General features: G+C 48.2%; 23 protein-coding genes, 1 tRNA gene and 1 pseudogene. 10 read left to right on the top strand and 15 right to left on the bottom strand.

What is annotated here, in order from left to right; all coding sequences use genetic code 11:
* Positions 1-483: 483 nt before the first annotated feature.
* Positions 484-1941, bottom strand: a pseudogene (locus R2103_RS10145) (methyl-accepting chemotaxis protein); the annotation flags it as partial.
* A gap of 32 nt (positions 1942-1973) precedes the next feature.
* On the opposite strand from R2103_RS10145, the gene R2103_RS10150 reads away from it, so the two are divergent.
* A protein-coding gene (locus R2103_RS10150; RefSeq protein ID WP_317530936.1) for an IS5 family transposase occupies positions 1974-2737 on the top strand; the annotation gives its coding sequence in 2 pieces (ribosomal slippage) (positions 1974-2289 and positions 2289-2737; 765 coding nt in all).
* On the opposite strand, the gene R2103_RS10155 is transcribed toward R2103_RS10150, so the two are convergent.
* Positions 2724-3014 carry a Tar ligand binding domain-containing protein gene (locus R2103_RS10155; RefSeq protein WP_317531296.1) on the bottom strand — a complete coding sequence of 97 codons (291 nt, stop codon included), beginning with the start codon at positions 3012-3014 and terminating at the stop codon, positions 2724-2726. The genes R2103_RS10150 and R2103_RS10155 overlap by 14 nt on opposite strands.
* A 42-nt stretch (positions 3015-3056) precedes the next feature.
* The gene (locus R2103_RS10160) at positions 3057-3551 is read right to left on the bottom strand and encodes a chemotaxis protein CheW (RefSeq protein WP_317531297.1); all 495 of its coding nucleotides are present in this window, start codon (positions 3549-3551) and stop codon (positions 3057-3059) included.
* A gap of 235 nt (positions 3552-3786) precedes the next feature.
* Between R2103_RS10160 and R2103_RS10165 the strand changes: the two genes are divergently transcribed.
* Positions 3787-4173, top strand: a complete 387-nt coding sequence (locus R2103_RS10165; RefSeq protein WP_317531298.1) for a VOC family protein — start codon at positions 3787-3789, stop codon at positions 4171-4173.
* 4 nt (positions 4174-4177) lie between these two features.
* Here R2103_RS10165 and R2103_RS10170 read toward each other — a convergent pair whose 3' ends face one another.
* On the bottom strand, positions 4178-4963 hold the full coding sequence (locus R2103_RS10170; protein ID WP_317531299.1) for a M48 family metallopeptidase: 786 nt from the start codon (positions 4961-4963) through the stop codon (positions 4178-4180).
* A gap of 177 nt (positions 4964-5140) precedes the next feature.
* On the opposite strand from R2103_RS10170, the gene R2103_RS10175 reads away from it, so the two are divergent.
* The 5 genes from R2103_RS10175 to R2103_RS10195 all read left to right on the top strand — a co-directional run bounded on the left by R2103_RS10175 (position 5141) and on the right by R2103_RS10195 (position 10963).
* Positions 5141-5347, top strand: coding sequence for a dodecin (locus R2103_RS10175; RefSeq protein ID WP_107803513.1), 207 nt, complete (start codon positions 5141-5143; stop codon positions 5345-5347).
* Positions 5348-5577: 230 nt separating this feature from the next.
* The gene (gene leuS, locus R2103_RS10180; protein ID WP_317531300.1) at positions 5578-8178 is read left to right on the top strand and encodes a leucine--tRNA ligase; all 2601 of its coding nucleotides are present in this window, start codon (positions 5578-5580) and stop codon (positions 8176-8178) included.
* 22 nt (positions 8179-8200) lie between these two features.
* Positions 8201-8695 carry an LPS assembly lipoprotein LptE gene (gene lptE, locus R2103_RS10185; protein ID WP_317531301.1) on the top strand — a complete coding sequence of 165 codons (495 nt, stop codon included), beginning with the start codon at positions 8201-8203 and terminating at the stop codon, positions 8693-8695.
* 51 nt (positions 8696-8746) lie between these two features.
* Positions 8747-9757 carry a DNA polymerase III subunit delta gene (gene holA, locus R2103_RS10190; protein ID WP_317531302.1) on the top strand — a complete coding sequence of 337 codons (1011 nt, stop codon included), beginning with the start codon at positions 8747-8749 and terminating at the stop codon, positions 9755-9757.
* Positions 9758-9793: 36 nt separating this feature from the next.
* Positions 9794-10963: an FRG domain-containing protein gene (locus tag R2103_RS10195; RefSeq protein WP_317531303.1), complete on the top strand. Its 1170-nt coding sequence runs from the start codon at positions 9794-9796 to the stop codon at positions 10961-10963.
* Positions 10964-11217: 254 nt separating this feature from the next.
* Here the strand turns inward: R2103_RS10195 and R2103_RS10200 are convergent, their stop codons facing one another.
* From R2103_RS10200 to aroQ, 9 genes are all read right to left on the bottom strand, one after another.
* Positions 11218-11397, bottom strand: a complete 180-nt coding sequence (locus R2103_RS10200; RefSeq protein WP_317531304.1) for a hypothetical protein — start codon at positions 11395-11397, stop codon at positions 11218-11220.
* A 230-nt stretch (positions 11398-11627) separates the two neighbouring features.
* Positions 11628-12413 carry an FxDxF family PEP-CTERM protein gene (locus tag R2103_RS10205; RefSeq protein ID WP_411172544.1) on the bottom strand — a complete coding sequence of 262 codons (786 nt, stop codon included), beginning with the start codon at positions 12411-12413 and terminating at the stop codon, positions 11628-11630.
* A 278-nt stretch (positions 12414-12691) separates the two neighbouring features.
* Positions 12692-16402, bottom strand: coding sequence for a methionine synthase (metH, locus tag R2103_RS10210; RefSeq protein ID WP_317531306.1), 3711 nt, complete (start codon positions 16400-16402; stop codon positions 12692-12694).
* A 275-nt stretch (positions 16403-16677) separates the two neighbouring features.
* Positions 16678-17157: a hypothetical protein gene (locus R2103_RS10215; RefSeq protein ID WP_317531307.1), complete on the bottom strand. Its 480-nt coding sequence runs from the start codon at positions 17155-17157 to the stop codon at positions 16678-16680.
* A gap of 35 nt (positions 17158-17192) precedes the next feature.
* Positions 17193-18005 (bottom strand): zinc-ribbon and DUF3426 domain-containing protein, encoded by an 813-nt coding sequence (locus R2103_RS10220; RefSeq protein WP_317531308.1) that lies wholly within the window; start codon positions 18003-18005, stop codon positions 17193-17195.
* 111 nt (positions 18006-18116) lie between these two features.
* Positions 18117-19034: a 50S ribosomal protein L11 methyltransferase gene (gene prmA, locus R2103_RS10225; protein ID WP_317531309.1), complete on the bottom strand. Its 918-nt coding sequence runs from the start codon at positions 19032-19034 to the stop codon at positions 18117-18119.
* A gap of 52 nt (positions 19035-19086) precedes the next feature.
* A complete protein-coding gene (gene accC, locus R2103_RS10230; RefSeq protein ID WP_292982590.1) occupies positions 19087-20442 on the bottom strand; it encodes an acetyl-CoA carboxylase biotin carboxylase subunit in 1356 nt (451 codons plus the stop codon).
* A 25-nt stretch (positions 20443-20467) separates the two neighbouring features.
* Entirely contained in the window at positions 20468-20965 is a 498-nt protein-coding gene (gene accB, locus R2103_RS10235; RefSeq protein ID WP_317531310.1) for an acetyl-CoA carboxylase biotin carboxyl carrier protein, read from the bottom strand.
* 130 nt (positions 20966-21095) lie between these two features.
* Positions 21096-21551, bottom strand: coding sequence for a type II 3-dehydroquinate dehydratase (gene aroQ, locus R2103_RS10240; protein ID WP_317531311.1), 456 nt, complete (start codon positions 21549-21551; stop codon positions 21096-21098).
* Positions 21552-21758: 207 nt separating this feature from the next.
* Between aroQ and R2103_RS10245 the strand changes: the two genes are divergently transcribed.
* A tRNA-Thr gene (locus R2103_RS10245) sits at positions 21759-21834 on the top strand.
* A 214-nt stretch (positions 21835-22048) separates the two neighbouring features.
* Positions 22049-22318: a hypothetical protein gene (locus R2103_RS10250; protein WP_317531312.1), complete on the top strand. Its 270-nt coding sequence runs from the start codon at positions 22049-22051 to the stop codon at positions 22316-22318.
* Positions 22319-22699: 381 nt separating this feature from the next.
* On the opposite strand, the gene R2103_RS10255 is transcribed toward R2103_RS10250, so the two are convergent.
* Positions 22700-23817, bottom strand: a protein-coding gene (locus R2103_RS10255) for an IS3 family transposase (protein ID WP_411172575.1) whose coding sequence is annotated in 2 segments (ribosomal slippage) — positions 22700-23556 and positions 23556-23817 — 1119 coding nt in all. Because the reading frame shifts where the segments join, the coding sequence is not laid out codon by codon here.
* A gap of 647 nt (positions 23818-24464) precedes the next feature.
* Entirely contained in the window at positions 24465-24797 is a 333-nt protein-coding gene (locus R2103_RS10260) for a helix-turn-helix transcriptional regulator (RefSeq protein ID WP_317531313.1), read from the bottom strand.
* Between the two features lie 328 nt (positions 24798-25125).
* On the opposite strand from R2103_RS10260, the gene R2103_RS10265 reads away from it, so the two are divergent.
* Positions 25126-25368, top strand: a complete 243-nt coding sequence (locus R2103_RS10265; protein WP_317531314.1) for a hypothetical protein — start codon at positions 25126-25128, stop codon at positions 25366-25368.
* Positions 25369-25688: the final 320 nt, after the last annotated feature.

A 25688-nucleotide genomic window follows, 5' to 3' on the forward strand; every position in this document is an offset into this window, starting at 1 on the left:
TTAATTTTCATAGATTCTTCTATTTCATAAAATGCAGTTCATTCTTACGGAATTCAAATCTATATATTTTGCCGGTCGATTCTTCTTTTATCTTAAGAATTAACGGCATAAGTTTGCAGGAATTATCTTACACAATCGGGGCAGCGCTCTGATAACAATATGATAATTATTAACATTACAACTTCAGTTAACAGCTCTGATCAATAAAACTGTTCTCAAGAAGGGTAAGGGTTGATCAATATTCGAGAGGGGAAACACCGTAGGAGTGTTTAAGTGGAAAATGAGATAGTTATTGTAGTCTGTCGAAATTGTTTTCATCACAACAAAAAACAATTGAACAATTTTGGGAACCTGAATCTGCAAAGACCGCTTGATTGTGAAAAATAACTTTCAAGTACTACAGTTTTTTTCAAAAGACTGTGTTTGAATAAAAAAACGCCATCCGGGAATCCGGATGGCGTTCTTAAAACTACTCAGAAAATTTTAGAATTCTTCCCAATCATCGCCACCTCCGGCAGCTACTTTGCGCGGTTGCTCGGATATCGTTTTGACATCTGGTTCGGATTTTACCGCCGCTCTTCTCGTCGCAGAACTGCGATTCGGCAGTTTGGTAACCGCAGTTGCTCGATTACTTCTTTTAACCGTCGTTGGTGTTGAGTAACCGCCGGATAACTTGAAGGTGCTGACTGCCTGTGTTAATGCTTGTGCTTGCTCCTGCATGGATTCCGCTGCGGCGGCGGCTTCTTCCACCAATGCCGCATTTTGTTGTGTCACTTCGTCCATTTGTGTGACAGCTTGGTTAACCTGCTCAATACCCGAGCTTTGTTCTTGCGATGCAGCGGAGATTTCGCTCATGATATCCGTTACCCGTTTCACAGCACTGACGATTTCATCCATCGTGGCACCAGCTTCATCAACCAAGCGTGAGCCATCTTCCACTTTAGCTACCGAATCACTGATTAGCTCCTTAATCTCTTTAGCCGCCGCTGCGGAGCGTTGTGCCAACGTGCGCACCTCTGTCGCCACTACGGCAAAGCCACGACCTTGTTCACCGGCACGCGCCGCTTCCACCGCAGCATTGAGCGCCAATATGTTGGTTTGGAATGCAATACCATCAATCACACTAATAATGTCGACAATCTTGTGAGAGCTCTCATTTATCGATTTCATAGTGTGAACCACTTGCCCAACCACCGCACCACCTTTCATCGCGACTTCGGATGCACCTGCTGCCAGTTGATTGGCTTGACGTGCATTATCTGCATTTTGTTTCACTGTAGACGTCAATTCTTCCATCGACGATGCAGTTTCTTCCAGACTGGATGCTTGTTCTTCGGTACGCTGGCTCAAGTCCGAGTTACCCGACGCAATTTCTCCCGACGCCGTTGTGATTTGATCGGTTCCCGAACGTACTTTACCGACTAGATCAACCAGATTGTCATTCATTTCCTTCAGTGCTTGCATCAAACGGCCGGTTGATGATTTGGTTGAAGTCACAACAATCTGTGAGGTAAGGTCGCCGGAAGCTACCCGATGCGCTATTTCAATCGCTTCATCCAGCGGTGCAACAATCGAGCGCAATAACAAGAGACCTAAAATTAACGCAAACGCCACACCCAGTACCATCGCTGCTACTGAGACCATAAAAATATTCTCAAAATGACTCTGTGCAATGCCATACTCTTGCTCAGCAACTTTCCCCTGCAAATCCAGCAATGCAAATACTGTTTCACGCAGCGCAATAAACTTAGGTGCTGCATCCGTTGAAGCATTGAGTGCTGCGGCTTCAAAATCTCCCGCCGAAGCCAACTGAAGAGTTCGATTCAGAGATGCCACATATTGTACGTGCTGCTCGCTTTTAACCTTGGTCAACCTTTCTTCTTCAGGTGTTAGTCGGGTCTTCAAATATTCCGCCCAAACGCTTTCGTTCTGTTTGACTAGGGCCTGTTAACGCTATTTGATATAATTTGGTGATGGAAATCACCGAAACTCAATATCAACAGATCGAGCACTGCCTGCCGCGTCAGCGTGGCAACGTCAGCCATTCCAATCTGCAAGTTCTCAATGCCATTCTTTACGTTGCCGAGCATGGCTGCAAGTGGCGAGGATTGCCCAAGCGATTCGGCAACTGGCATACCATCTATACCCGCATGAATCGCTGGGCAAAGAGTGGTGTACTGAGCCATGTATTTGGGCAACTTCAGCATCAGCAAATCATCCGTATCCGTATTGAAACTGTTTCGCTGGACAGCACCAGCATCAAAGTCCATCCCGACGGTACGGGTGCGTTAAAAAAAACGGCCCCCAATCCATCGGAAAATCTCGAGGTGGATGGACCACCAAAATTCATCTGGTTGCCGCAGATTCCAGAACAACCATAAGCTTTGCCCTCTCGCCCGGTCACGCCCACGATGCGCCAGAGGGCAGGCAGCTTTTGCTTTCCCTCGGTCCCGTCAATACGCCCACCTACCTGCTGATGGATCGTGCTTATGAGGGCGACCAAACCCGGCAACTGGCACTAGATTTGGGTTACATCCCGGTTGTTCCGCCCAAAGCAAATCGCTTGTCACCCTGGGAATACAACCGTGCCATGTACAAAAAACGCAACGAGATCGAACGATTGTTCAGAAGGCTCAAGGGATTTCGCCGCATCTTCTCCAGGTTCGATAAGCTCGATGTCGTCTTCATCTCCTTTATCCACTTCGCTCTCATCGTCGAAGCAATCAGATTGTGTTAACAGGCCCTAATTTCAAAGCATCCTCAGCGCGTGCTTTGGCAACTTCAATATTTTTCGAACCGGCAGCATCGATAGCATTCCGACGAACCTGATACCAAGCATCCAGGATTTTTCCCAGCATTACTGCTGTTACAGTGCGATCTTCATAGACTGACTTTAATCCCACATTAGACTGATTGATACCATACAGGCCCAAAGAACCGATACCTATCAGCAATAGGGATAGCATACTAATTACAAACATCAACCGAGATTTAATCGTCATATTATTAAACATTAATTTCTCCTTTAAGTCTTACCACTCAGAAATACCGCACTCTTAATTAATACTTTGTTCAATCAAGCCCATGTCGCTGCTGCTCATCATTTTTTCGATATCAATCAATATCAGCATGCGCTCGTCTACAGTCCCCAGTCCCATGATATATTCCGTATCAATCACCGATCCCAATCCCGGCGCAGGACGCATCTGTTCCAGCCCCAGTGTGATCACATCCGATACCCCATCCACAACTATCCCCATCACCCGGCCGGCCACGTTCAAAATTATCACTACGGTAAATTGGTCGTACGTCGCGCTTCCCAGCCGGAATTTAATCCGCATATCTATGATCGGTACGATTATTCCGCGCAAATTAACTACTCCTTTGATAAATTCCGGTGCATTCGCTATCTGCGTTATCGCGTCATAGCCTCTTATCTCTTGTACTTTTAGTATCTCTATACCGTATTCCTCACTTCCTAACCGGAATGTCAGAAATTCATTCGCCATTTGATTCATCGCCGAACCAGATGACTCAGTGACTGTATTCATTGCCTGCTCCTGAAACATAATCTAAGCTCCTTTCGCTTTCTATCTAAAATCGATTCAACGATCGTTAATGCATCGTATTTATGGTTTCTTAATTAAACTAATCAGGCTTTTCTTACGGAAAAATGAAAAATCATCTTTAATCATTTCGAAAATTTCGATTACATTATTGATTTATCATCATTGAATATTTGCAGGAATAAGAGACTCTTCACAATTTATTTACAGGTTCAGCAAAATGACAATTGAAGGCATGAATCATTTCACTGTAGTGAGCAATGATTTGGAAAGAAGCAAGGCTTTCTATATGAATGTTCTTGGATTGAAAGAAGGCTACCGCCCGCCGTTTGCATTTCCGGGCGCATGGCTTTACGCCGGCAATCAAGCAATTCTGCACATCATGGCGGGCAAGCCGATGCCGGTCAACGCAACCGGTGTAATCGATCACATGGCTTTTACGGCAAGCAATCTGCAGGCCACGGTTGATTGCCTGAAGCTACACGGTATTCAGTACGACTTGCACCGCTTGAAAGGATTGGAAATCTGGCAGTTGTTTTGCCATGATCCGGATGGCGCCAAAGTGGAATTGGATTTTCCGGCCAGTGAACCGGAACCCAAGGCTTAGATCGTTATTTGGCACACTTCGGATTCTTACCCGCAGCGCGCGCTTGTTGCATCAATGCCGTAGCTTTGGGTAAATGCGCACGTAAATCGTCGATACGTGTTTCGTGTGAAGGATGGGTTGACAGGAATTCAGCCGGTTGCGCTCCCTGACTGGCTTGCGCCATTTTCTGCCACAGTGTGACGCTTTCGGCGGGGTTAAATCCGGCTTTCGCCATTAACTCAACACCGATCATGTCCGCCTCACTTTCGTGCAAGCGGCTGAACGGCATGATCACCCCGTATTGCGCGCCAACCCCAAGCAGACTCAGCGCCGTTTGTCCCATCGGTGTCGTTGGCGCAGCGACTGCGGCAATCAGTGAGATGCCCACTTGCGCCCCCAGCTTTTGCGACATACGCTCATTACTGTGCCGCGCCTGCACATGGCCAATCTCATGACCGATTATCGAGGCCAGTTGATCCTGATTATCCACAAGCTCAACCAAACCGGTGTGCACACCAATCTTGTTGCCCGGCAAGGCGAAGGCGTTCAGCGTAGCATCTTCGAATACGACTACTTCCCAAGTACCGCCTACTTCACGAGTGATCGCATCAGTAACGCAGGTTACAAACTGGTTTTCTTTTGTGTCTTGACTGATTTTCTTTCCCTGCTTCAGATCCGAGAAAGCTTGCAACCCCATCGCATCCACTTCACTATCCGGCATAAAAACCAGCTGACTTCTACCCATCGGTGAAGTGGCGCAGGCCGTCAAAGAAAATATAATCAACAAAGCACATAGTATTCTGAACTTCATATCAAACTCTCTCCATGGGGTGGGTGTAGACGATTTTTCTCGTCGCCGTCATGATATTCCTTTTAACCAGCAAAAAAGCAATTTTCTTTACCATCATTATTATATTAAGATTCAGACGCAGCAGAGCACTTAAAGTATGATATAACGCATTTTTTAACAAACAAAAGGAGCACCAAAATGAGCGATCATGTGTACAAAGTTATCGAAATCGTTGGTTCGTCGACTAAAAGCAGTGATGATGCGATTCAGCAAGCCGTCGCCAAAGCGGGTGCATCCTTGCATAACCTGGATTGGTTCGAAGTAGTGGAAACACGCGGACATATTACCAATGGCAAGATTGCACATTACCAGGTTAAATTAAAGATCGGTTTCCGCCTGGATTAAGGCGATTAGCGCATCGATAATACTGCAACAAAGCCTCAGAACTTGAGGCTTAATCCCAACAAGTCTTCACATTCTCCCGCTAGCGGTTATTTACCAAGCATCGTGCTGCGAACAGCGCAAGTTGTTCCCTCTCGCACCCTCATCGCAGCGCTCTCTCTTCCACATGCCAGCGTCAAGCCTACCGGTTCGCGGTATAATCAAACAATTTACCCAATAAAAACATCGCTCCCATGCAAGAAAAATATCATCCCCAGGAAATTGAGAAAAAAGCCCAGCACCACTGGGAACAAACCGCAGCATTCAAAGCGGCTGAAACCCCAGGAAAACCGAAATATTACTGCCTGTCGATGTTTCCCTATCCGTCCGGCAAGCTGCATATGGGACATGTGCGCAATTACACCATCGGCGATGTGCTGTCGCGTTACCGCCGCATGCAGGGCTATAACGTATTACAGCCCATGGGTTGGGATGCATTCGGATTGCCTGCGGAGAATGCCGCGATGCAAAACAATGTGTCACCGGCCAAATGGACCTACGACAACATCGCTTACATGCGCAAACAATTGAAAAGCCTGGGATTGAGTATCGACTGGGAGCGCGAGATCGCCACCTGCGATCCGAGCTATTATCACTGGAATCAGTGGCTGTTCTTGCGCATGCTGGAAAAGGGACTGGCGTATCAAACTACCGGCACAGTCAATTGGGACCCGATCGATCAGACGGTGCTGGCGAACGAGCAAGTCATCGACGGTTGCGGCTGGCGCACCGGCGCACCGGTGGAAAAACGCGAAATCCCGATGTACTACCTGAAAATCACCCAGTACGCCGACGAACTGCTGGCGGCACTGGATACACTGACTGGCTGGCCTGAGCGCGTCCGGACCATGCAAGCAAATTGGATCGGCAAAAGCTACGGTGTCGATATCACCTTCACGGCCGATCGCGAATCCGGCACGCCGCAAGATCTGAAAGTATTCACCACGCGTGCGGATACGCTAATGGGCGCCACCTATGTGGCCGTCGCCGCCGAACATCCGATCGCCCTGCATGCCGCGCAAAATAATCCAGCACTGCAAGCCTTCATCCAGGAATGCAAACTCGGCTCCGCCAAGGAAGCGGATTTGGCCACGCAGGAAAAGAAAGGCATGGATACCGGTTTATTCGTGATTCATCCGCTCAATGGTGAGAAACTGCCGGTGTGGGTCGCCAATTATGTCTTGATGGGCTACGGCGAAGGCGCCGTCATGGCAGTTCCTGCGCATGACGAACGCGATTTTGCTTTTGCCACGCAGTACCGGTTACCGATCAAAGCGGTTATCAAACCTCTGGAAGGCAATTTGGCGCTACCGCTCACCGAAGCCTACACTGAACATGGCATCACGTTCGACTCGGGCGAATTCTCAAGATTGGAATTTCAGCCAGCAGTCGATGCGATGGCCTCTGCATTGGAACGGAAAAACCTGGGTAGCAAACGCGTGCAATATCGCTTACGCGACTGGGGCATTTCCCGGCAGCGCTACTGGGGCTGCCCGATTCCATTGATTCATTGCGCCGATTGCGGCGTGGTGCCGGTACCCGACGATCAATTACCGGTAGTGCTGCCGCAGGATCTGGTACCGGATGGTTCCGGTAATCCGCTCGGTAAAACACCGTCCTTTTATGAGTGCGCCTGTCCTAAATGCGGTAAGCCCGCACGCCGGGAAACCGATACCATGGACACGTTTGTCGATTCTTCCTGGTATTACGCCCGCTACGCTTGCCCGGATCAGCATAACGCCATGACCGACGAACGCGCCAACTACTGGCTGCCTGCCGATCAGTATATCGGCGGTATCGAACACGCCATTTTGCATCTACTGTATTCGCGCTTCTGGAGCAAGATCATGCGCGACCTGGGTTTGCTGAAACTGGACGAACCGTTTACCAATTTGCTGACGCAAGGCATGGTGCTGAACGAGATTTTTTACCGCAAATCCAGCAACGGGCGCATGACCTATTTCAATCCGACCGAAGTCAGCCTTCAGTATGACGAGCAAGGCAAACGTTGCGGCGCAACTCTACTGGCGGATAATCAGCCGGTCGAATCGGGCGGCATCGGCACGATGTCGAAATCCAAGAACAATGGCGTTGATCCGCAAAAACTGGTGGAAGAATACGGCGCCGATACCGCGCGTCTGTTCATGATGTTCGCCAGCCCGCCGACGCAAACATTGGAATGGGCGGACGCTGGCGTCGACGGTGCGTACCGTTTTCTGAAACGCCTGTGGCGGCAAGCCTACTTGCATCTCCAGCATGGCGCGGTCCAAATCGACCCGGCATTGCATGCCACGTTACCGGCGGAACTCAAAGCCTTGCGCTGCCAGTTGCACCAGACCATCGCCAAGGTAACCGACGACCTGGAGCGTCGCCATACTTTCAATACTGCGATTGCCGCGGTGATGGAATTGATGAATGGCTTGGCAAAATGCCAGGACACCGACGCCGCCAGCCGCAATCTGATGCAAGAGGCATTGGAAAATAGTGTACTGCTGCTGTCCCCGATCGTACCGCACATCTGTCATGAGCTCTGGCGCGAACTCAGACCGGGCACCGAGCTATCCGGTCAACCCTGGCCGCAAGCGGATAACGCTGCAATGGCGCAGGATGAAATCAAGTTGATCGTGCAAGTGAATGGTAAGCTGCGCGGACAAATCAATGTCGCCAAGGATGCCGGAAAAGAAGCCATCGAGCGCACTGCCTTGGCCAACGAGCATGTACAGAAATTTATAGAAGGGCAAACAGTGAAAAAAATCATTGTCGTACCCGGCAGACTGATCAACATAGTCGTATAAAAATACTGACGCCCATACCCCTATGAAACTGAGTAAACAGCACATTCTTATCTTGGTGATCTTGTTCCTGCTGACGGCTTGCGGTTTTAAACTGCGCGGGCAAATTTCCTCGCTGCCGTTCAAAACCCTGTATATTTCCGCTCCGGACGGAAACACCATCGGTATGAATCTGGAGCGTGCCATCGGCACGTCGTCAACAACCAAGGTGGTTGCCAATGCGGAAGATGCTGAGGCTACTTTGGAGGTCATCAGCGCCACCCATGAAAGGATCATCCTGTCGCTGTCCGGAGGCGGCCGGGTACGTGACTTTAATCTGTTGTATCGCGTCAAGTACCGTCTTTACGACAAACAGAACGTAGAAATCGTCCCACACACGGAAGTTACCTTAACGCGCGTCCTCCCGTTCCTGGATGCGCAAATCCTGGCGAAGGAAGCGGAAGAGCGTCTGCTGCAAAAAGATATGGAAGCCGATGCGATTCAGCAAATGCTGTGGCGTTTGTCGACCATCCAGCGATAGCCGAACCCGGGGATCGGAGATCTCTCTGCTTTTAATCCACGCGGCGCCATCATGCGGATAAAACTCGAACAGCTTCACCAGCAGTTGCAGAAACAAACCGCCCCGCTGTACACGTTATTCGGCAGCGAACCTTTGCTGATTCTGGAAGCTACCGATCAGATCCGCGCGCACGCACGCCAGCAAGGCTATACCGAGCGCGAATTGTTCACAGTCGATCAGCATTTCGATTGGACAGAGCTGCTCAATGCCGGCAATAACCTATCGCTGTTTGGCGACCGCAGAATCATGGATCTCCGTATCCCTTCCGGCAAACCCGGCAGGGAGGGTGGCAAAGCGCTCGAAACCTATTGCACCGCGTTACCGCCCGATACCGTGACACTGATCACGCTGCCGCGCATCGACAAACAAGGGCAAGCCAGCAAATGGCTCAAAGCGCTCGAAACGGCGGGTACGTTGATCGCAGTTTATCCCATCGAACGCAATCAATTACCCGGTTGGATTGGTCAGCGTCTCGCCAAACAACAGCAAAAAGCCGATGCCGCCACCTTGCAATTTCTCGCTGACCAAGTCGAAGGCAACCTGCTCGCGGCGCATCAGGAAATCCAGAAACTTGCGCTGCTCTATCCTGCCGGTAACCTGACATTCGAGCAGGTGAAAGACGTGGTGCTGAACGTCGCGCGCTACGATGTCTATCAGCTATCCGACGCCATGATTACAGGCGACATCGCTCGCTTTATGCGTGTTCTGACCGGATTACAAGGCGAAGGCACCGCCCCGCTGCTGATCCTCGCCACCCTGGCTGAACAAATCCGCCAATTGATCGTTATCCGTAAAGGCTTGGATAACGGTCAGCCACCTGCGCAATTACTGCAAGCCGCCAGAATTTGGGGTGACCGGCAAAAACCGGTCATGACCACCGCCCAGCGCGTCAGTCTGCGTACGCTGATGCAAGGATTATCCGATGCTGCGGAAATAGACCGGATGATTAAGGGCATGGCACAAGGGGATGTTTGGGAAAAATTATTACAATTAGGATTATGTTTTGCTTTTCAAAAGCATTAAATTCAATACTTCAACTAACCAGCGCTATATCATTTTATGTCAGAAAATAATCCCTCCAGCAATCCAGACGACAATGAACCAACCTGCTGGGTTACATTTACAAACAGCGCGCAACAAAAAATTGCAACAATCAATTTCGCTGAGAAGTCACATGCGCCATCGGCAAGAAAACTATCGATCATAGATTTACGTGTTCGAGAATTCCTAGAACATAGAGTAGTTAAATTACGAATACACGATTTAGATCAGCTGAACAAGCTCGCATACTATTTTGATACGAATTATCAGAAACCTGTATATCGCGATCAGGGTAACTACAGCTGGCCACTTGAAACAAAACTGGAACGAAATGCACCTGAAGATGTTAAAAATAAATCAGGGCTTGAGGAATTTGAACATCGCACTTTCGTCGAGGCACAACGGCGATTACATCGCTATGTAGATACATTGCCTGATGATGAGGATATTTTGTCATGGCTTGCATTCATACGTCATCATGGTGTACCAACCCGATTACTCGATGTTACTAAATCGTTCTTTATTGCATGCTACTTTGCCATGCAGGATAACTCCCCAGGTCAGGATGCAGCTTTGTGGATTTTTCAACGATTCTTATACAATCGCGCATTTTTTGAATGGTGTCGTCTCCATAAGGAATCTGTGCTTCGAGATTCACCTTACACAAATGTTAAATATGGAGAGCCCTATTATTGGCCATTTCCAAAAAACCTAACAAGAGCCAAACGTACAATTACGTATGATTCACTGCGTCAAAGACCGAATATGGATATTTTGGACTTACACGCTGTTCTTGAGGCTGCAATGTATGGACTCATCGATAAACCTGGTTTCGCAGTTGCAGAACCTTATTGGTTAACCTTAAGAATGGATGTACAACAAGGTGCATTCCTCATCCCATTCAATGTCAGGCAAAGCTTTCAGGAAAATTTATTTTCCTACTTATCTTTCGATAAGAGTCAAGACTTATGTTCCGATACAGATGAGATCAAATTCCCCGAAGATGTGAATACACTCGAAGATATTATCACTTTTGTGCCTGTAATAAAGGTTCGTCTCTGTAGTAGCATGCACGAATTACTCCGAATCAGACTTAATACAATGAACATAAGAGATCTGACTCTTTTTCCTGATATTGAAGGCGCGATGCAGCACATTTCTTCGCATGTTCCTGTAAAACGCAAATAGAAATTCATTCCTCAGAAAATTAATAATTCAGCTCATTGAACTGACGCCAGCCAACATTCAGCTTCTTCCATTGCACATAATTTCAATTAGCTGAAGTTGCAAAAACTGACCGGATCATTAAGTATGCGGCGCAAGGGGATGCTTGGGAGGGATTGTTGCAGTTGGGGTTACGTTTTACCCGCCACAAACTAAGCAGTTAGTCTGTGACTGGTCTATTGCATTTGATAGCCGCAAAAAATCAATTATATTTCCGGCTACTTTTTCTGATCCTCGGTCTTCTTATCCTTTGTGACAGGATTCTGCACACCATATCCAGCTTCCTTGGCCTTGTAGCCACCGTATGCACCGGCTCCCCCTGCTGCAAGAAGCCAACAACCCGATAGCATTGGGATCATGAACAGAATTAACAGGTAATGTAATAGACTTGCTTTCATCGTAGCCTCCTAGAAAAATTCATCAAAATTTTCACATTCACTTTCTCATTCTAGTACCGGCACTTGTAACAAGTGAATAAGCATTTTGCTTATTTTCAACTCTACTCTTGATAAAGTATTTGAATAATAGAGAGAGTCAGCAAGTGCATTATGCAGCATCACGCTTATAACATCGAAAAAAATGGGAGCCAAAGCTCCCATTTTTACACGATCAATCCGGATTATTACACTTATGCTTCTTTTCTACGGCGTGCTGCGAAACCCGTTAACACTAAACCGGCCAATAACATGGCATACGTTTCAGGTTCGGGAACAGGCGTTACCTCAAATCCTGCGTATCTCACATTTTCCTGTGAATTATTGTAGAAACCAAACTGCCCGGAAGTGAATGATGTATCAACGACCGTAACGTTCCACAATTCGGTAGCACCCTGTTTAACAACGATATGAATTTCGCCTGGATTCATATTAAAATCAAGGTGGAAATTGTATAGCACATTGTCCGCCCACCCCTTCGAACTGGAGTGATTGGTAGCAAGAACTTCCATATCGCCAAAATTAGCCGTGTTCTCCCAGAACTCTTCCAATGACAAGTCTACGAGACCGTTACCTGTAGCACCATGAAATTCCTTAATGGTCATACCTTCCGCTGCGGTACGGCCAACATAGCCTTGCGCCGCTTGTTTCCAGTCAAACAAATAAAAATTACTCGAATTCTGGTAGCCAAAGACAAAACCCATGTAATCATCATCGCTTGTTGTCGTAACCTGCCATGAGCCATCGACTGAATAGCTGCTAAGATTCAGATTATTCAAATAGAAAGAAGGATCGGCATTAATGACTTGCTTAACTGCCGTATTGCCAGGTTCCAACACCCAGCTGCCAGCACCTTGCCCGCCTGGATAATTCAGCGTTAATGGTGTCCAGCTCGATAAATCGATCGGTGCAGCTTGCGTAGTAAGCGGGGTTAACAAAAATAATCCGGCTGTTGCCAGGTAACGTAAATTTTTTTTCATCATGATAGGTTCCTCTAAAAATTTTTTATTATAACAAGGCACTCCCTAATTAATAGTATCTTATTATTATCAATAATTTACCTTGCATTTTTCTGGTGAAAAATTAACTGTTTCCAGTTTCACCAGTTCCGATACTAATACTTTCAGGTAATAAATTGAAGCAAAATTTACTGGCTTTCTGAGTCGCATCGCATAGAATGTGCCGGAAAAAATAGCACCAACACTTTCTACAGACGGCACATGCGAGTGAACCTGCTCGCATGTGTTTCTTACAAAATTTACCGCTCGTACGCCAGCACCGGGGCCAGCCAGCGTTCGGCTTCCTCCAGCGCCCAACCCTTGCGTTGGGCGTAATCTTCCACCTGGTCTTTACCGATTTTTCCAACCGCGAAGAAAGTGGATTCCGGATGCGCAAAATAGAACCCGGACACCGCCGCAGTCGGCACCATCGCGAAGGATTCGGTGATGATGATGCCGGTGTTCTCGGTGGCATTCAGCGTGGCAAACAACGGACCTTTTTCAGTGTGATCCGGGCAGGCAGGATAACCCGGTGCGGGACGGATGCCGCGGTATTCTTCGTTAATCAATTGTTCGTTGGTCAGTGTCTCGTCCTTGGCATAACCCCAGAATTCACGGCGCACGCGCGCATGCATATGTTCGGCGAATGCTTCCGCCAGCCGGTCGGCCAGCGCTTTGAGCACAATCGCGCTGTAATCGTCATGCGCGTCCTCAAACACTTTGATGCGCTCGTCAATACCGAATCCTGCGCCGACGGCAAATAGGCCGATGGTATCCTTGATACCGGTTTCTTTCGGTGCGATAAAATCCGACAGGCAGCGATTCGGTTTCCCGGATGGTTTTTGATCCTGCTGCCGCAGGCAATGGTACGTCATGGCGATTTTGCTGCGCGACTGATCGGTGTAGATCTCAATATCGTCGCCGACCGAATTGGCCGGGAACAAACCGATCACGGCATTGGCGCTGAGCCATTTTTGCTCGACGATTTTCTTCAGCATCGTCTGCGCGTCGCGGAACAACTGGCTGGCCGTTTCTCCGACCACTTCATCGGTCAGAATATCGGGATAGCGTCCGGCGAGTTCCCAGGCCTGAAAGAAAGGCGTCCAATCGATATACGGCACGATTTTTTCCAGCGGGTAATTGTTCAATGTGCGCACGCCGATCAGTTCGGGTTGATACGGCCGGTAATTGCTCCAATCGGTTTTGTACGCATTGGCGCGCGCTTCGGCGAGCGCCAGCAGTTTCGCCGGGCCTTTTTTGTTCTTGTGCTGCGCGCGCACCTTCTCGTACTCGTCCTTAATTTCCTGGATATAACTCGCATGCAAATCCTGCGACAGCAGATTGCTGCACACGCCCACCGCGCGGCTGGCGTCGGGCACCCACACGGTCGGGCCGTTGTAGTGCGGGGCAATTTTGACTGCGGTGTGCACCCGCGACGTGGTCGCACCGCCGATCAGCAACGGAATAGTGAATCCTTCACGTTGCATTTCCTTGGCCACATGCGCCATTTCCTCCAGCGAAGGCGTAATCAAACCGGACAGACCGATAATGTCAGCTTTTTCGCGCTTGGCCATGTCGAGAATTTGCGCGCTCGGCACCATCACACCCATGTTGATCACTTCGTAGTTATTACATTGCAGTACCACGGTGACGATGTTCTTGCCGATGTCGTGTACATCGCCTTTGACGGTGGCGATGACGATCTTACCTTTCGGCTTGTTGTCACCTGATAATTTCTTTTCAGCTTCGATAAACGGCAGCAAATGCGCCACCGCCTGCTTCATCACACGCGCCGATTTGACCACCTGCGGCAAAAACATTTTTCCGGCGCCGAACAAATCACCGACGACGCCCATGCCTTCCATCAACGGGCCTTCGATCACTTGAATCGGACGCCCACCCTGTTTTTCGATTTCCACCCGTGCCGCTTCGGTATCTTCGACAATATACGTGGAAATACCTCTGACCAGCGCGTGCGTCAGGCGCTGTTGCAGCGGCTCATCGCGCCAGGCCAGATCTTCCACCTGTTCTTTTTTCTGTCCTTTGAAGTTTTCCGCGAATTCAACCAAGCGTTCGGTTGCATCCGGGCGCCGGTTCAGAATCACATCCTCGACCTTCTCCAGAAGCTCTGCGGGAATATCCGAGTAAACGCCGAGCTGTCCGGCGTTGACGATCCCCATCGTCATCCCGGCCTTGATCGCATGATACAGAAAGGCGGTATGAATCGCTTCGCGGATCGGTTCGTTACCGCGGAACGAGAACGAAACATTCGATACCCCGCCGCTGATCTTAGCGTACGGCAGTGTTTGCTTGATCGCGCGGGTTGCATTAATAAAATCGAGGCCGTAGTTGTTATGCTCTTCGATACCGGTCGCTATCGCGAAGATATTCGGATCAAAGATAATGTCTTCCGGCGGGAAACCGACTTGATCCACCAGCAGACGATAACTGCGCGTGCAGATATCCACCTTACGTTGCAACGTATCGGCCTGCCCCTGTTCGTCAAAGGCCATGACAATCACCGCTGCGCCATAACGGCGCGCCAGTTTGGCGTGCTTAATGAATTCTTCCTCACCTTCCTTCATGCTGATCGAGTTGATGACCGATTTGCCCTGCACACATTTCAGACCGGCTTCGATCACCGTCCATTTGCTGGAGTCGAGCATAATCGGCACCTTGCAGATGTCCGGTTCGGCCGCGATCAGATTGAGGAAAGTTACCATGGCTTTTTGCGAATCCAGCATCGCCTCGTCCATGTTGATATCGATAATCTGCGCGCCGTTTTCCACCTGACTGCGCGCCACATTCAGCGCTTCTGCGTAGTTATCGCTGAGTATCAAGCGCGCAAACGCACGCGAGCCGGTCACATTGGTGCGTTCACCGACGTTGACGAACAACGAATCGTCACCGATGTTCAGCGGTTCCAAACCGGACAGCCGCAATTTTTTAGGAATATCAGATACCTGGCGTGGCGCGATAGCGCTAACCGCTTGCGCAATGGCTTTGATATGCGCAGGCGTGGTGCCGCAGCAACCGCCGACGATATTGACGAATCCCGCCTCGGCAAAACCTTTGATCTGGTTTGCGGTGTACTCCGGCGACTCATCGTAACCGGTTTCGGAGAGCGGATTCGGCAATCCAGCGTTGGGATGCACGCTGGTGTACACATTCGCCACTCCGGATAATTCTTCGATATACGGACGCATCAATTCGGCACCCAAAGCACAGTTGATACCGACCGACAACGGCCGGGTGTGGCTGATTGAGTTCCAAAAGGCTTCCGGTGTTTGTCCCGACAGTGTACGGCCGGATGCATCGGTAATCGTCACCGAAATCATGATCGGCAGCCGGATGCCATGATCTTCAAAGAATTGATCGATGGCGAACAACGCCGCCTTGGCATTAAGCGAATCGAAAATGGTCTCGACCAAGAGAATATCCACTCCGCCATCGACCAGACCGCGAATCGATTCGGTGTAATCCACGACCAATTGGTCATAGGTAATGCCGCGAAAACCCGGATCGTTGACATCGGGAGAAATCGACGCGGTTTTGGTGGTCGGACCAATCACACCGGCGACAAAACGCGGTTTATCCGGTGTTTTTGCTTCAAAGCTTTGCGCGGCCTCACGCGCCAACTTGGCCGCTGCGCAATTCAATTCATACACCAAATCCTGTAAATGATAATCCGCCATCGAAGCCGCGTTGGAATTAAACGTATTGGTCTCAATGATGTCCGCGCCCGCTTCCAGGTAACCCGAATGGATCGAGTGAATGATATCGGGCCGTGTCAGCGTCAACAAATCGTTATTGCCCCTCAGATCATGCGGAAAATCAGCAAAACGCTGCCCGCGAAAATCCGCTTCGGTTAGTTTGAACGTCTGAATCATCGTACCCATCGCGCCATCCAAAATCAGGATGCGTTGCGCAAACAGGCTTTCCAATAAGGCAGTGCGGGATTCTCTAGTCATTGATTGTGTATGTTGTGAAAAGATGAAAAGTCATTATACCTGAGCTGTTGTGCTCCATCGCGCAGGCTATCGGTTTTGCAAGCGGCTAAACACGCGAAAAAACCGCCTATAGTACGTTTATAATACACAATGAACTGTTACCCGGTTAGCAGAGAATGAGCGATATTTTCATGGGTTATCCGGAAAATGACGGTGCAATTGCAGAGTAATGGTTACAACAGACTGCGATCGGCTGATCCTTTACTGGCTATCGGATACCGCCGCGTTTTGTTCCCTTACAAATCCTCCGCTTCAATCCCGGTCAAATCTTCCACATCGGCCAGTTTAGCCAGCAACCGGGTGTAATTTCTCAATTGCGTTTGCAAAGCTTGCAATTCCCGGCGGAATTGTTGGCACTCCTCAGGTGAAGTGAAAGCGCTTTGCTGGCTTTTGCGGTGCCACTTGGTAGTGAAAGGACGCACCACCTGATTAAGAACGATGATCGCAATTCGTGCGAACTGATCACAGCCTCGGCCATGATCCTTGAGTGTTGTGCGCGTGATACCGAACAAGGCGTGTATGCTATCCAACGCGGTTTGTTCCACACCGTCCTCGTCCGGCAGCGGTTGCGTCGTAATGCGCGTGAGCAGTTCCACATAGAGATCCCAAGCGGCGGCTTTGTCGGAATCGGATGGCTTCCACTCCAAATCTAGAAATGGTGTTTTGATTCTGAGTCCAGTCAGTCCCCATTTTTCAAACAGATCTTTGATTTTCATGATTTCATCCACTTGATCGAATAGCTATTGAAATTTCAAGGATACAGCAGCAATAGGCGATAGCCCAAGGCATTCAGCTGGCTGCTGTCGAAATCCAGGCGGATATCCATTTCATGCCGAGGTGCAATGAATGGCAAGGTTTTATCGGCTTCCAGCAAATAATCCTGCGCGCTAAAAATGCGGCTGGCGATAACTTGTTCCTGCGCGTCCAGCAACAATAATTGCAATGCCGGGAAAGCTTGCGGGAAAGGCGCGTGGTTGCTGATGATCGCACGCATGGTAGTCACTTCCGGTTGACGCGCGGGATTTTTCTGCAAATCGGACGATTCGATACCGAACTGCTGGATATCTTGCGCGTAAGGCACCTGACAGCCAATAAACGCGCAATAGCGCTCCCAGTATGGTCTGGTTTCCGGTGCGATAATGGTCAATTCAGTGCGACAGGTATACGCGATCTGTCCGAGCAACAGCAATAACAACAATACATTCGCCAATCCCCACCAGCCGGATGATTTTTTGACCGGCTCTTCACCAAAGAGATCCACTGGGGATTCCGCCGTTTCTTGCTCCCAATCCGAGAGAACCGGTTGGTCCATGCCGTTATTCACCTGCGCCGTCAGTGCGCGGCTTTGCAGCGATGATCTCAGTGGTTCGGCTTGTGTATCGTACTGCAGCTGCGACGGCTGCGGATATTCGATCGCCGATTCATGCACGGTGATCAAGGTGGCAAATCCATTGAATACCCGCTGACACTGCCCGCAGCGCACATCACCGCCGTGCGCCTGCAATTGCGCGGCATTCACGCGGAACGTCGTGCCGCAGCCGGGACAGAGCGTCACCAACGCCATGGGTTACTCGCTGTATTTAGTCGCATTGATATCACCGGTTAATAGGTAACAGGATCAGGTATCGGCAAGGTTATGATTGCTTTACCTGCTTTCAACCAGCGGCAAATTATTTCACCTTTTGATTCCGGTTAACAACACCCAGCCTTCCTGCTCGCGGGCAATGCGCATATCGAACCACTGCTGATAGACAGCTTTGACTTCCTCGGCCTGCTCCTTGAGGATCCCGGATAGCACGATATGGCCATGTTTCCGGGCAATTTGCATCAACAGCGGCGCTAATATGATCAACGGATTGGCCAGAATGTTAGCGACGACCACATCCGTTTGCTCTTCCGGTTGCACACTCTGTTCCGTGGCTTGATGCGCCGTCGCAAAATGAAATTTCGCCGGATCGCACTGGTTGCGCAGCGCATTTTCCTGGCTGGCTTTGATCGCCTGGGGATCGATATCGATGCCGGTAACATACCGCGCACCCAGTTTTAAAGCGGCAATAGCGAGTATTCCGGAGCCACAGCCATAATCCATCATTTTGTCGCCCGGTTGCAGATTCTGATCCAGCCAACCCAAGCATAGTTGCGTGGTGGGATGGCTGCCGGTGCCGAAAGCCAGCCCGGGATCAAGTATCAGATTGATGGCCGCCGGATCGGGTGATTGGTGCCAGGTCGGCACGATCCATAAGCGCGCCGAGATTTGAATCGGATCGAATTGCGATTGCGTCAAGCGCACCCAATCCTGTTCTTCGATGCGTTCGATACGGTAGTCGAGCGGCTGATCCGGCTGTATTATCCGCGTGACATTGCGCAGGATTGCCACAATATCCGCGTCCTGATCGAACAGCGCGGAAACTTCCGCGTTTTGCCAGATTTCCCCGCTGGGTTCACCCGGTTCGCCGAACAGCATTTGCTCGTCTTGCGTATCGGCGGCGGCATCATGAATATCCACCGACAATGCGCCTTGTTCCAGCAGCGCATCGCTCAGCACCTCGGCATGCGCCGCATCCGTTTCGATAATCAGTGTCACCCAGGACATGCTGCGCGATGAGGATTGTTAATGGATGGGTCGGATTCGATACGCCAGTCTGTCAATTCGATTTGTTATGCAGTGCGAGCTTTTGCTCTAAATAGTGAATCGAAGCGCCGCCGCGCAAGAAGGAGGCATCATTGAGCAAATCCCGGTGCAGCGGGATATTCGTTTTGATACCGGTAATCACCATTTCAGACAAGGCGATGCGCATACGGGCAATCGCCTGCTCGCGTGTATCACCGTACGTAATGATCTTGCCGATCATGGAATCGTAATACGGCGGCACCATGTAATTGTGATAAACATGCGAATCCACACGTACGCCCGGTCCGCCCGGCGCGTGATACTGCGTAATGCGCCCAGCCGATGGCGTTAATTTGTAAGCGTCTTCGGCATTGATACGGCACTCGATCGCGTGCCCTTTCATGACGATATCTTTCTGCTTCACCGGCAGCACAATACCCGCTGCAACGTTGATTTGCGCTTGCACCAGATCGATGCCGGTCACCGCTTCGGTCACCGGGTGCTCCACTTGCAGCCGCGTATTCATTTCAATGAAATAAAATTCATTGTTCTCATAGAGAAATTCAAATGTGCCAACACCGCGGTATTTAATGCGGCGACAGGCTTCCGCGCAACGTTCGCCGATTTTGTCGCGTAATTTTTCCGGTATGCCGGGCGCTGGCGCTTCTTCGAGAATCTTTTGATGGCGGCGCTGCATGGAACAGTCCCGTTCTCCCAAATGCACTGCATTGCCGTACTCGTCAACCAACAATTGAAACTCGATATGGCGTGGATTTTCCAGAAATTTTTCCGCGTAAACTACCGGATTACCAAAGGCTGTTTGCGCCTCATTACGTGTCACGATGATCGCATTGGATAACGCAGCCTCGGTATGCACCACCCGCATGCCGCGCCCGCCACCACCACCTGCGGCTTTGATGATGACCGGGTAGCCGATTTCGCGCACGATCTTTTTGATCTCATCGATATCTTCCGGCAACGCGCCATCCGACCCGGGAACACAAGGTACACCGGCTTTTTTCATGGCATTCTTCGCACTGACTTTATCACCCATCAAGCGGATGGTTTCCGGGCGCGGACCGATAAATACAAAACCGCTTTTCTCCACACGCTCGGCAAAATCCGCATTTTCGGATAAAAATCCATAACCGGGATGAATCGCTTCGGCGTCGGTTACTTCAGCCGCGCTGATAATCGCCGGCACGTTTAAATAACTGTGCGTTGCCGCAGCCGGACCGATACAAACCGATTCGTCGGCCAGCTTGACGTATTTCGCTTCGGCATCCGCTTCGGAATGTACTGCCACCGTCTTGATACCCAACGCACGGCAGGCGCGCTGTATCCGCAAAGCGATTTCGCCGCGATTGGCAATAAGAATTTTCTCAAACATAGTGATCTGGCCTTTATTCAGACGATCATTGGATAACGAATAAAGGCTCGCCGTATTCGACCGGTTGACCATTTTCCAGCAGGATTGCTTTAACAACCCCGCCTTTATCGGCCTCAATTTCATTCAGCAGTTTCATGGCTTCAATGATGCACAATGTATCGCCTTCCTTGACTCTTTGCCCGACTTCCACAAATGCGTTCGCACCGGGCGATGGCGCACGGTAGAAGGTGCCAACCATCGGAGACTTGACGACGTGACCATCGGGTAGCGCGCTCTTATCGGAACCATTGCTGTCACCGGCTTTCGCATCGCCGTTTTTATCTCCATCCGATGCAGATGCGGGTAATTGCTGTTGAGCTGGCGCCATCACCGGCTGCATGGCAGGCGGCATGAACGCGTAATTTTGCACGCCGGAGCCGGATTTACTGATACGAACCTTTTCTTCGCCCTCGGTAATTTCCAGTTCCGCAATACTTGATTCTTCAACCAGCTCGATGAGCTTCTTAAGCTTTCTTAAATCCATTTTCAATCTCCCGAGACTACGCCTCGTTTAAAGGTAGTGTTATAACTAGAAAACAAAATACTGCGTGTAAAAATGCGCAAAATTGCGGCAACGTAAAAAGAATTTCACCTGATGCATCGAGTGTGACCGGTTAATGAGATGTCATTGCGTATTCCAACGCAAGTTCATAGCCCTTGGCGCCCAGGCCGCTGATGACGCCAACCGCCAGATCGGAGAAATAGGATCGTTGCCGGAAAGATTCACGGGCATAAACATTCGATAAATGCACTTCGATAAAAGGCCGTTTCACAGCAGCCAGTGCATCGCGCAATGCCACACTGGTATGCGTATACGCGGCTGGATTGATAATTATAAAATCCGTCCCGTCATGCAGGGTTTGCTGAATCCGGTCAATCAACGCGAACTCAGCGTTACTTTGAAAAAAATCCAGATGAATGCCTTGATTTTCGGCTAATTTGCTTAAGTTTCTGTTAATATCTTGCAATGTAGTAGCGCCATAAATCTCCGGCTCACGAAGCCCCAGCAAATTCAAATTCGGGCCATGCACGATCAAAATATTTTGCACTTTTACACTCTTGGGATCCATCTAATAATTATGGACTCTTATCGCAGAAATGTACAGATTTCTGGCGAAATTCGCCGAACTTAGACGAAATTTAGTCAAAAAATATTGAATGGAATTGTGCAATAAACAATACTCAACGAAGAAAAAACACAAACAATCGAATTCAACTCTTTATCATTTGCCCGCAATTCCCCAACCATCTATAATACGCCGCTTGGTTTAAACAGGGCTGTTGTAGCTCAGTTGGTAGAGCAACTGATTCGTAATCAGTAGGTCGGAGGTTCGACTCCTCTCAACAGCACCAATAAAAACAATAAGTTAAGAAATAAATTCCCAATAAATTAACTTAGTTTAGTAATTTTTATCTAAATTAGTCCCAGCATTAGTCCCAGTTAGCCTCTTGGTTGCAACTGGACATCTCCGGATCATTTATAGCTTTAATCACGGCCCAATAGGTTTATGATCATAATTTAATGCATCTCCCAATCAATTCATTAGTCATGAATCATTATTAAAATTTGCAGCTCCGAAACTCCAATCAGGATTTACAAGAAATAAGAAAACTATGGAATGAATGGGATCCCATCGGAGTTCTTCCAGATAAAAATGATTGCTGGGATGAATATGACTCTTATCTTGAAGCAACTCTTCTGTTATTGAATGGAGATGCATCAGTCAATGAAATCGAAGATTACCTTAATTTTGTCATTAAAGAGTTAATGGGATTTGATAGTGCACATGTTGAGCAATGCAAACCCAATGAGTTTGCGAGAAAGCTACAGGAATGATTTGTTAATCGTGAATTGGAAGGGAATTTTGATTGCTAAATCTTTTTAATCAGTTTCGAACCCGCACGCAGGCATTTAAGTATGTGCGCTCGTGCGGACAGATGGACAGATTAAAGCTTCATTTAAAATAATGTGTCCTTTCTGTAACCCTTATGAATATTGAATCTAGACAGATTGGACAGATAAGACACTATTTTTTTACTTCAAGAAAAATTAAATAAATAAAATTCATGATTAATATAACTCGACGGCGTGCGCACATTGCTAAAAGTGGGAAATATGTGTCTTTTCTGTCAAATTCGTAAATCATGTTATTTATCAATAGGTTACATAAGACACATTAAATCCCTCAATTATTAATGTGTCCTAATCCCCCCATTTTTAACAGGAGCATGCAGTAGAGAGTTTTAATTTAAAAGCTTCTGCCAACTTCATTGCTGGCGTGATACCTCCAAGTGCCATACTTGGACGTTCATTATTATAAATCCATAACCACTGTGTCGCAGTGAGTTGGGCCTCTTCAATGGTTGCAAATTCATTCATCTCCAACCATTCATGCCGGACGGTCCTGTTATAGCGTTCCACGTAGGCATTTTGCTGTGGCTTTCCTGGCTGGATGTAATCGAGCTGAATACCTCGAGTTTCTGCCCAACAACAAAGCGTGCCACTGATATTCTCCGGCCCGTTATCACAACGAATCTTCCTGGGTTTGCCGCGCCATTCGATAATCCGGTCCAGAGCGCGCGTAACGCGTTCTGATGGAAGCGATACGTCCACTTCGATTCCCAACCCTTCACGGTTGAAGTCATCCAGCACATTGAAGGTTCGAAAAGACCGGCCATTGGTGAGTTGATCAGCCATGAAGTCCATCGACCATGTGTCATTGGGCCGTTCTGGCACAGCTAGCGGCTCCGGCTTCTCCCGCTTTAATCGCTTGCGTGGCTTAATTCGTAAATTCAATTCCAGCTCACGGTAAATACGATACACACGTTTGTGATTCCATCCAAAACCCTTCACATTACGCAAATAAAGAAAGCATAAGCCAAAGCCCCAACGCTTGTGACAAGTCGTCAGGCGTAGTAACCAATCGGCGATTTCTTCGTTCTCATCGTTGAGCGCCGGATGATAACGATAGCAGGTCTCAGAAATGCCAAATGTTGTACAGGCCAAAACGATACTAACGGATTTATCCTGTACTGCCCATTGTGCCATTACTTTGCGCTGTGAGGGCTTTACCACTTTTTTCCAAGTGCCTCCTTCAATAGCTCATTCTGCATCTGGCTTTCCGCATACATCCGCTTTAACCGTTTGTTTTCCTCAACCATCGCCTTCATTTCAGATAGTAAGGCAGCATCCATCCCACCATACTTGCTGCGCCATTTATAAAAACTTGCAGTACTCATTCCATGTTCCCGGCATAAATCAGCCACAGGAATTCCTCCTTCAGCTTGCTTCAATATCTGCATGATCTGGCTTTCCGTAAATCGCTGCTTCTTCATCAGTAAAATTCCTCTTCGTCTAGGATAGAAAATTCTACTGCTTTGCTCGTTCAATTTTTGGGGGGATTACCAGCTTAGGTCTTCAAAAAGTGATAGATCGACTTCATACTTCTGCGCCCGATGAAGCATTCTTGAGGCAGCGAATTCCATATTCCAGTAAATGCGGCTGATTTGCTGTATTTCCTTGACGACGTTTTTGCCAAGTCTTTCAGGTCGCCATCATTGACATTGAGCAATATGCTGTTTTTGGTGATTAGCCCGTATGCTTTCAGCAAAGCAAGTGATTCGGGAGGAATTACGAACTTCTTGAGTATATTAAGACGAACAGTGCGAATCTGAGATCTTATTTATAAGTATGATTTCCTTCAGTACATCGAGATGGCGCTCAAGAATTGCAATCAGTGTTTTCGCTGTACCACCGGGATTACGGCGTCATTACTCCCAATCACACAAGGTGCGAACTGACACGCAAAACAATCTGGCAAGTTCTACTTCGGAAAGCTCTGATTTTTTCGTGCCGCTGTCGGACAAATTCCAGTAATTCAACACTTAACCGGCTACTTTCCCAGGCTTCCAATTCCTTATCGGCTAGCGGTTGCTTCCTTAATGCCATATATTGCCTTTACAATCGATTATGTCTGTAAATTTTATGTAGCCTCAGAGATGGCTGCGTGCACTCGCTCAAGCATTTTGCTGGTTATGTTGTTGCTGTGCTCAATTTGGCTGACATAGGCTTGACTGACACCCAGACGCTGAGCCAGTTGTTCCTGGGTAATGCCTGCCTTGATTCGCGCTAACGCAACGGGATTATCGACGTAATCCTCAAGAACAAACGGTTCATAGGCTTGCTCGTCATCCTGATTTGCTTCGCAAGCTGCCAATTCTTTTTCGATCTGATCTTTTAGAGCGCGATAAACCGCCATTGGTAACAGGACATATTCGTCTTTACCATGGATGGATTTGATTTTTTGAAGTGTCATTTGTAAGCATCTCCACGCGGTTTGATTTTCTCAATCGTAATAATTCTAACGACATCATGCCGTTCAAAAATAATGCATCAGTTACCCACTCTCACAAAGCATTATTTTCAAATGTTTTGATAGACCAGAAAGTTTCCAACGATGATTGAAAATCTATGAATAAAAATACCGTGCGAGATTAAATTATTTTAATAGTATCTTATTCTATAAAACAAAATCATTATATGTGAATTTTTCATCAATATTCTGTGAACTTTTTGTGAATTATCGAATCTTAATATTCGTAAACTTTTGATAACTTCAATAAACTTTCATGTAGGAGATAAAAATGAAAACAAGTCAAAGCCTTTTGAGCACAGCTGTAAAAACTACTTTCGTTTTATTCGGTGTTTTACCGCTGATTGGACTTATCACATTTGGTGATTTGAATTCGTTCTCAGTCATGCAGTCTGAAATAAGCTGGTTGGAAATTGATCTCATGTTGGGGGCAGTATTCTTTGTAAGCTATCTTTTAATTGGAAGTGTATCGAAAAGTAAAACGCGCCTTCCGATGAAAAAAATATATGCCTAAACTGTAAGCTCTTTACCTGCCTGCCTATAAGGTCAATGTTTTTTAGACATTGACCTTTTTTTATTTAAAAAGTCAGCAGAAATCAAAAGTGTCGAATTAAGAAATCATCTCTGGCAGAGCCGAGGAAAAAAGAATGCCTTGGTGTGCCATCGAACCCAATCGCTCAGACTCCTTCCAGCGGCAACATTTTCAAAACCAAACAACTGCCATCATTCTGTGGATTCACATAGTTTCATTCTTACCGGCGATGCAGATTAACTTGCTGTGTGCAGTAGCAACATCGCGCATCTGGTTTCCGACAATTTTACTGTCAATTTCCG

It is taken from the genome of Nitrosomonas sp. Is24 (genome assembly GCF_033063335.1).
Taxonomy (GTDB): Bacteria; Pseudomonadota; Gammaproteobacteria; order Burkholderiales; family Nitrosomonadaceae; genus Nitrosomonas.